This window comes from Sulfitobacter sp. (assembly GCF_041552635.1).
Taxonomy (GTDB): Bacteria; Pseudomonadota; Alphaproteobacteria; order Rhodobacterales; family Rhodobacteraceae; genus Sulfitobacter.
In genome coordinates this window covers 1-7,263 of the sequence record NZ_JBFEKM010000182.1, presented here as the reverse complement: position 1 = coordinate 7,263, position 7,263 = coordinate 1, and the positions used below count along the sequence as shown (strand labels likewise).

The following is a 7,263-nucleotide window of genomic DNA, read 5'->3' as shown; positions in this document are numbered from 1 at the left end:
GTCGCCGTCTCTATAGCGTTTCCTTCATCACATAACCGGAGCGTTTATGACCACCTTACCCCGTCTTTTCCAGCCCTTGACGTTGCGCAGCATCACCAGCCGCAACCGGGTGGTCATTTCACCGATGTGCCAATATTCGGCCCATGAGGGTCATATGGACGACTGGCATCTGGTCAATCTGGGGCGCTATGCCATCGGCGGTGCCGGCATTGTTTTTACCGAAGCAACCGCCGTGCAGAAATGTGGCCGGATCACCCATGGATGTCCGGGCCTTTGGGAAGATAGCCAGGTTCCGGCCCATGCGCGTATCGCACAATTTGCCCTGCGCAATGGTGCCATTCCGGCGATCCAGCTTGCCCATGCAGGGCGCAAGGCGGGCATGCAGCGGCCATGGTTCGGCAACGGCCCGTTGGATGATGCAGATTTGGCGCGCGGCGATATGCCGTGGACACCGGTTGGCCCATCGGCCGTGCCCGTAGCGCAAGGCTGGCCCACGCCACATTCGCTTTCCCACGCCGAGATAGATGCGCTTGTTCAGGATTTCGTGGCAGCGGCACGACGCGCATTGGCCGCAGGATACAAGATCGCAGAGGTGCACGGCGCACATGGTTATCTGCTGCACAGCTTTCTGTCGCCGCTGTCCAACACGCGGACCGACGAATACGGTGGTGATCTGGCGGGCAGAATGCGTTTGGCGCTGGACGTGACCAAGGCCGTCCGGGCAGTTTGGCCCGACGATCTGCCACTGTTCTTTCGCACGTCTGCTGTGGACGGCACACCGGAAGGCTGGACGATAGAGGATACGGTCGTGTTGGCGGGGGAGCTTAAAAACATCGGTGTGGATGTGATGGATTGTTCCTCAAGCGGGATCGCAGGGTCGGCAACGGCAAATGCCCCCAGCAAGCGTCAACCGGGGTTTCAGGTCGGCTATGCCGAGCGGGTGCGCAAAGATGTAGGCATGACGACAATGGCTGTGGGGCTGATCACGCATCCGAAGCAAGCCGAGGACATTCTGGCCGAAGGCCGCGCAGATCTGATCGCTATCGGCAGGGAAGCCCTTGTTGATCCGATGTGGGCCCTTCATGCGGCACAATCGCTTGGCGCTGACCCACTGTTTGAAGCATGGCCTGAACAGTCGGGCTGGTGGTTGGCAGCGCGGCAAAAGACCTCTGACTTTTACCAGCCGAATGCTGCTGACTAAATCTTGCGCCGCTGGGCGGGTCACTAATCAATGTGCAGCACGCGGCATTGATCAGTGACCTTTCGGTTACCGTGCCGCAGCCGTAACCTTGCGATTTAAGATCACAGTTTCATGCCGCCCAATTCGGCCACGCCGACAAAGCTGCGGTTCCACGTCGGGCTGATCAGCACCTCGTTGATGCAGACATGTGCAGGGGCCTCGGCGATGTAGCGAACCATGGCCCCCAGATCTTCGGCTTGCAGCATTTTACCAAGGTCTTCGGCTGACGGGGGCTTGGGCCGCGATTGCATGATCGGGGTGGCAACTTCGCCCGGCATCAGCGCTGTGCAACGAATGCCGTTCACGCCCTCGTCTTGGTTGATCGAATGGCTTAGCGCCACAACTGCATGTTTTGAGGCGGTATATGCCGGACCAGTCAGCCGCGACGGGTGCCGCCCAGCCCAGGATGAGGTCAAAATCAACGTCCCTGCACCCTTGGTCCGCATCTGCGGCAAGACGGCCAGAACACCGTTCATGACGCCGTTCAGATTGACATCGACCACCTTGGCGAAATCCGTCGCCGTAATCGCGGCAACGGAACGGTTGGGAACGTTGATGCCGGCATTTGCCATAAAAATGTCGATGCCCCCAAGGCGCGCGACGATGTCATCAGCAATCGCCTGCGTGGCCAGTGCGTCCACAACATCAAGCTGCGCAGTCTCGGCTTTGCCACCAGCAGCGGTTATATCGGCGGCTACACGGTCCAGTTCTGCCTGACGGCGGCCGGATAACACAACATGTGCCCCGCTTGCCGCCAATGCCATTGCGGATGCTTCGCCGATGCCACCGCCTGCGCCCGTCACCCACGCGATCTTTCCTGTCAGCGTTCCCATGTTGTTCCACCCTTATTTCCAATGCATCCAACCCGAGAAGTTCACAGATGCGCGTTTCTGTCCAGTCCCCGGCATTCGCGCATTGACTCCCCGCATCACCCTCGTATAAGCGCGGCTTCATTGGTGTTGGTGGACCCTGCAAAGGGATCCCTGTCGGGCTTTGTGCCAGAGGACAACGCCCTTTACCGCCCGCAAGGGCCTTATGAAGGAGAACAGCCGTGACCAAACGCACCGCTGCCAAGCACAAAATTGACCGCCGCATGGGCGAAAACATCTGGGGCCGTCCAAAATCCCCAGTAAACCGTCGTGAATATGGCCCCGGCCAGCACGGTCAGCGCCGCAAGGGCAAAATTTCCGACTTTGGTATCCAGTTGCGCGCCAAGCAAAAGCTCAAGGGCTACTATGGCGACCTGACCGAAAAGCAGTTCCGCCGCATTTACGGTGAAGCCGAACGTGTAAAAGGCGATACAGGTGAAAACCTGATCGGTCTGCTCGAGCGTCGCCTAGACGCGGTTGTGTACCGTGCCAAATTCGTTGCAACCGTATTTGCCGCACGCCAGTTCGTGAACCACGGCCACGTCAAAGTGAACGGCAAGAAGGTTAACATTCCTTCCTACCGCGTAAAAGAAGGCGACGTGATCGAAGTTCGTGACCGTTCCAAGCAGATGGCAGCATTGCTGGAAGCCACACAACTGGCCGAGCGTGACGTTCCTGACTACATGGAAGTTGACCATTCGAAAATGACAGCGACATTCGTGCGGACCCCAACATTGGGTGACGTGCCTTACCCTGTCGTGATGGAACCGAACCTCGTGGTCGAATTCTACGCGAAGAACTAAGGTTCCTCGCACATCAGATGCCGAAGGGGCCGCGCTGGACATACCGGCGCGGCCCTTTTGCGTTTCGACCCTGCCGATATGACGCAGGGTGCAAGATCGCAGTGGCGCTGGCTGTGGCACGCAGCTAAGGTCCGCCCGACAGGAGACATGACAGATGACAACCGCAATTCGCCCTCAATCCGGCATCATGGACATCGCGCTATATCAAGGCGGGGCGTCCCATGTGGCGGGGCTTGAAAATGTAATCAAGCTTAGCTCGAACGAGAACCCGCTGGGCCCGTCCGAGGCTGCAATGAAGGCGTTTCGCGACGCGTCCTATGACCTGCACCGTTATCCGTCATCCGACCACAGCAGCTTGCGCCACGCCATCGGGGCCGTGCACGGTCTGGATCCCGACAGGATCATTTGCGGTGCCGGATCGGATGAAATCATTGCGTTTCTATGTCAGGCCTATTCGGGCGAGGGCACCGAGGTGCTGCACACCGAACACGGCTTTGGCATGTACCGTATTTCGGCGCTGGCCAATGGGGCCACCCCGGTCGAGGTCAAGGAAAACGAACGCGTCACCGATGTGGACGCGTTGTTGGCCGGATGCACCAAAAAGACCCGTCTGGTGTTCATCGCAAACCCCAACAATCCGACAGGCACGATGATCGGTCTGAGCGAGATCGAGCGGCTTGCAAAGGGTATTCCGAAGCAGGCCATTCTGGTGCTGGACGGGGCCTATGCAGAATATGTCGAAGGTTATGACGGCGGTGCGGCCTTGGTCGAAGCGCATGATAATATCGTCATGACGCGAACCTTCTCCAAGCTGTACGGTCTTGGCGGTCTGCGCGTCGGCTGGGGCTATGGTCCGGCACATATCATCGACGTCCTTAACCGTGTGCGCGGACCGTTCAACCTGTCCCAAGCGGGGCTGAACGCGGCTGAAGCGGCGATCAAAGACACGGCATATGCCGACCATTGCCGGGTCGAGAACGCCCGCTGGCGCGGCTGGATGGCGGATGCGCTGGCCGAGATCGGCGTGCCGTCGGATGTATCTTGCGCGAACTTCATCCTTGCACGCTTCAAGTCCAAGGCCGAAGCCGAAGCCTGCGATGACTACCTGCAAACCCAAGGGCTGATTGTGCGACGTGTCGCGGGGTACAAGCTGCCGACCTGCCTGCGCATTACCGTGGGCGATGAAAGCGCATGCCGCCGTGTTGTACATGCGATCCGTCAATTCAAAGGCGACTGATATGCCCGTTATCTATGAAAAAGTCGCCCTGATCGGGCTTGGCCTGATTGCGTCCTCGATGTTCTGGGGCATGAAGCGGGCAGGCAATGTGGGGACGGTTTCGGGTTTTGCCCGCAGCGCCGAAACCCGCGATACCGCCCGCGAAATTGGTCTGTGCGACGAGGTGTGCGATTCTATTGCCAAGACCGTTAAGGACGCCGATCTGGTGGTGCTTTGTGTGCCGGTTGGGGTGATGGGGTCGGTTGCGGCTGAAATGGCTGGCTTTTTGAAACCGGGCTGTACTGTGACCGATGTGGGGTCGGTCAAGGCGGATGTGATCACCCAAGTCGGCCCGTTGCTGCCCGAGAACGTGCATTTCATTCCGGCGCACCCTTTGGCGGGAACTGAACATTCCGGCCCGCGCTCGGGTTTTGCCGAGCTTTTCGATAACCGCTGGTGCCTGCTGGTGCCTGTTCCGGACACCGATGCCGATGCTGTCGCGCGCCTGCGCCGCTTTTGGGAAAGCCTGGGGGCCAATGTCGAAGAGATGGATGCCGAACACCACGATCTGGTTCTGGCCGTCACCAGCCACGCGCCGCATCTGATTGCCTACACGATGGTTGGCGTGGCCGATGATCTGCGCCGGGTGACCGACAGCGAAGTGATCAAATATTCGGCGGCGGGTTTTCGCGATTTTACCCGGATTGCCGCCAGTGATCCGACCATGTGGCGGGATGTTTTCCTGACCAACAAAGACGCGACACTGGAAATTCTTGGCCGCTTCACAGAAGAACTTTTTGCGCTGCAACGTGCCATTCGTACCGGCGATGGCGATCACCTGCATGCCTATTTCACCCGCACCCGCGCCATCCGTCGCGGGATCATCGAAGCGGGTCAGGATACCGATGCGCCAAACTTTGGGCGCGCACCGTCCAAGAAATGATCCGTCCCACGGTTATGTAAATCCTGCTGGCGAAGCCTTTTCGTTTGCAGGGCCAGACAGTTCGTTGTGGTCAGCACTGCGCCAAAGTCACCGCAAAATAATGCGTGGCGCGCGCCCAAGCGGGATAAACCCCAGCGACATGCGTCCGTCTTGCAGGGTGATCGTCACATCAAGGCCACTTGTCTGGCCGCTCATCTGGGCCAATGCACCCAGCATTTGTTCGGCTTGGGGGCGGAAACCGCTGGCCAGATAGCCCGAAGTTTCAGCCATATTCAACATCGCAGGCCAGTTCTCAGCCTTCAGGGATATGGTACCAGAGGCAAACCCGTCCGCATCTACGGCAAGCTCTCCGGTTGCCAGTATCTCTACCGCGCCCCAAGCGAATTGCGCCAGTTGGAGGTTAATGTTCGTGGGTTGCGGGCGGCGCTGGTCAAGCGCGCGACGATCCCAGACGGTGTCAAATGCCACGGTCATTCTGCCGGTAAATGTCTCAAAGGCGAGGGGCCAATCGGCGGGCAGACCCAGAAATCCACGTGGCAGTGTACCCGGCGTCAGATTTTCTGCATCAATCCGGAAGTCGTAAACTGGTGCACCTGCTTTTTTCTGGGTCATGGAAACGGCGATCGTGTCTGCGGCCAAAACATCACTGGCGACAGTGTCGATGGCCCATGCACCACTGGTCAGCACCATGCTTTCCAAGGACAACGCCGTGCCGGGCCGCAAACGCAGGTCGGCCTGTGCATCTTGCGCGTTGAGCGTTGCCCGCATGCTGGGGCTGGCCAGCGTGATCGGGGTGTTGGGCAGGGTGACGTTCACATATCCGGGCCAATAAGCCGCCGCAGTGATGTCGAACTGATCCATGCTGACGGCCGTGCCTGTTGCGGGGTCGGCCAAGGCAATGTCGTTCAATCGGGTCTGCAACCGCAGGGGAAAGCCCGCTTTTTCGATGGTGCCGACATCTGCTTGCCAACCTTCCGCGTGGCGCGCGTCAAACCATGCGCGCACCGAACGCTCTAGCCCGGCGGATGCGATGGCCCACCATCCACCCCACAAAACTGTCAACATAACGATGACCTTGATCAGCTTGCCCATGACGCTCAAACCCTTATTAACACCCTTGATATAGCCGCTTTAACCAAGCGGACAACAGAGGACCAGAGAGATGGCAATGTGGGTGTTCGGCTATGGCAGTTTGCTGTGGAAACCGGGGTTTGAGGTAGCAGAAAGCGTGATTGGCCGCTTGCCGGGCTATGCGCGGTCTTTTTGCATGCGCTCGATCCACCACCGCGGATCGGTTGCACAGCCTGGCCTTGTGCTGGCGCTGGATGCCGTCGTTGGTACCGCTTGCGACGGCATCGCGCTGCGGGTTGCACCGGGGACCGAAGACGAAACATTGCAGTACCTGCGCGACCGGGAACTGATTTCATCAGCCTATGTGGAAAAAAACCTTGATGTGCAAATGACCGATGGCCGCACCGTGGAGGCATTGGTCTATGTGATTGATGCGGAACATGAACAATATTGTGGCGGGTTGCCGCTGGAAGAACAGGCGCAGATCATTGCGACAGCAGTCGGCGGGATGGGGCCGAACACAGAATACCTGTTCAATACAGCCAGCCATTTGGCGCAAATCGGGCTTCATGATGCATCACTTGAGTGGTTGCATGGCCGTGTAAAAGAACTTTGTGCATAAATCCGTGGCCTATTCGTTAATATTGAGTGTAAGCTGCCGTAACAGAAGCACAAAAGTGTCAGGAGCCACGGGGCATGGCGCAGTCAGACAACGATTCTAAACCACAGTTCTCTCAGCCGGTGCGGCAGATTACTCTGATGCTGATCGCCCTCGGGCTGGCCTGCGTCGGGGCGTTTCTGGCATTGCCAAGTGTGCTGCCGATTTTTACCGCGAACCCGTATTTGAACGGTGTAATTATCATAGTCTTCTTCATCGGTGTCATCGCTTGTTTTTATCAGGTGCTGCAACTGATCGGATCGGTCCGCTGGATTGAAAATTTTGCCTCTGATGCCCCTGATCCTGACACCATAGCGCCACAGCTGCTGGCCCCGTTGGCATCTTTGCTGCGCACCCGCGGAGCGCGGATGCAAGTGAATGCAACGTCAACGCGGTCGATCCTTGATTCCGTATCCACCCGCATTGACGAGGCGCGTGAAATCACGCGCTACATCGTCAACAT

The 7,263-nt window shown here is 58.4% G+C and carries 7 protein-coding genes and 1 pseudogene; 6 read left to right on the top strand and 2 right to left on the bottom strand.

The features are described 5' to 3' along the window. Positions 1-46: 46 nt before the first annotated feature. Entirely contained in the window at positions 47-1,201 is a 1,155-nt protein-coding gene (locus ABYT07_RS17450) for an NADH:flavin oxidoreductase/NADH oxidase (protein ID WP_372993305.1), read from the top strand. Between the two features lie 101 nt (positions 1,202-1,302). Here ABYT07_RS17450 and ABYT07_RS17445 read toward each other — a convergent pair whose 3' ends face one another. Next, on the bottom strand, positions 1,303-2,073 hold the full coding sequence (locus ABYT07_RS17445) for an SDR family oxidoreductase (protein ID WP_372993304.1): 771 nt from the start codon (positions 2,071-2,073) through the stop codon (positions 1,303-1,305). A gap of 218 nt (positions 2,074-2,291) precedes the next feature. Between ABYT07_RS17445 and rpsD the strand changes: the two genes are divergently transcribed. The 3 genes from rpsD to ABYT07_RS17430 all read left to right on the top strand — a co-directional run bounded on the left by rpsD (position 2,292) and on the right by ABYT07_RS17430 (position 5,071). Further along, positions 2,292-2,912 carry a 30S ribosomal protein S4 gene (gene rpsD, locus ABYT07_RS17440; protein ID WP_372993303.1) on the top strand — a complete coding sequence of 207 codons (621 nt, stop codon included), beginning with the start codon at positions 2,292-2,294 and terminating at the stop codon, positions 2,910-2,912. A 154-nt stretch (positions 2,913-3,066) separates the two neighbouring features. Continuing rightward, entirely contained in the window at positions 3,067-4,149 is a 1,083-nt protein-coding gene (gene hisC / locus ABYT07_RS17435; protein ID WP_372993302.1) for a histidinol-phosphate transaminase, read from the top strand. Position 4,150: 1 nt separating this feature from the next. Beyond that, positions 4,151-5,071, top strand: coding sequence for a prephenate/arogenate dehydrogenase family protein (locus ABYT07_RS17430; RefSeq protein WP_372993301.1), 921 nt, complete (start codon positions 4,151-4,153; stop codon positions 5,069-5,071). An 87-nt stretch (positions 5,072-5,158) separates the two neighbouring features. Here the strand turns inward: ABYT07_RS17430 and ABYT07_RS17425 are convergent, their stop codons facing one another. Next, positions 5,159-6,163, bottom strand: coding sequence for a DUF2125 domain-containing protein (locus ABYT07_RS17425; RefSeq protein ID WP_372993300.1), 1,005 nt, complete (start codon positions 6,161-6,163; stop codon positions 5,159-5,161). 70 nt (positions 6,164-6,233) lie between these two features. Between ABYT07_RS17425 and ABYT07_RS17420 the strand changes: the two genes are divergently transcribed. Continuing rightward, positions 6,234-6,764, top strand: a complete 531-nt coding sequence (locus tag ABYT07_RS17420; protein ID WP_372993299.1) for a gamma-glutamylcyclotransferase — start codon at positions 6,234-6,236, stop codon at positions 6,762-6,764. 74 nt (positions 6,765-6,838) lie between these two features. Then, positions 6,839-7,263 (top strand): annotated as a pseudogene (locus ABYT07_RS17415) (biopolymer transporter ExbB); the annotation flags it as partial.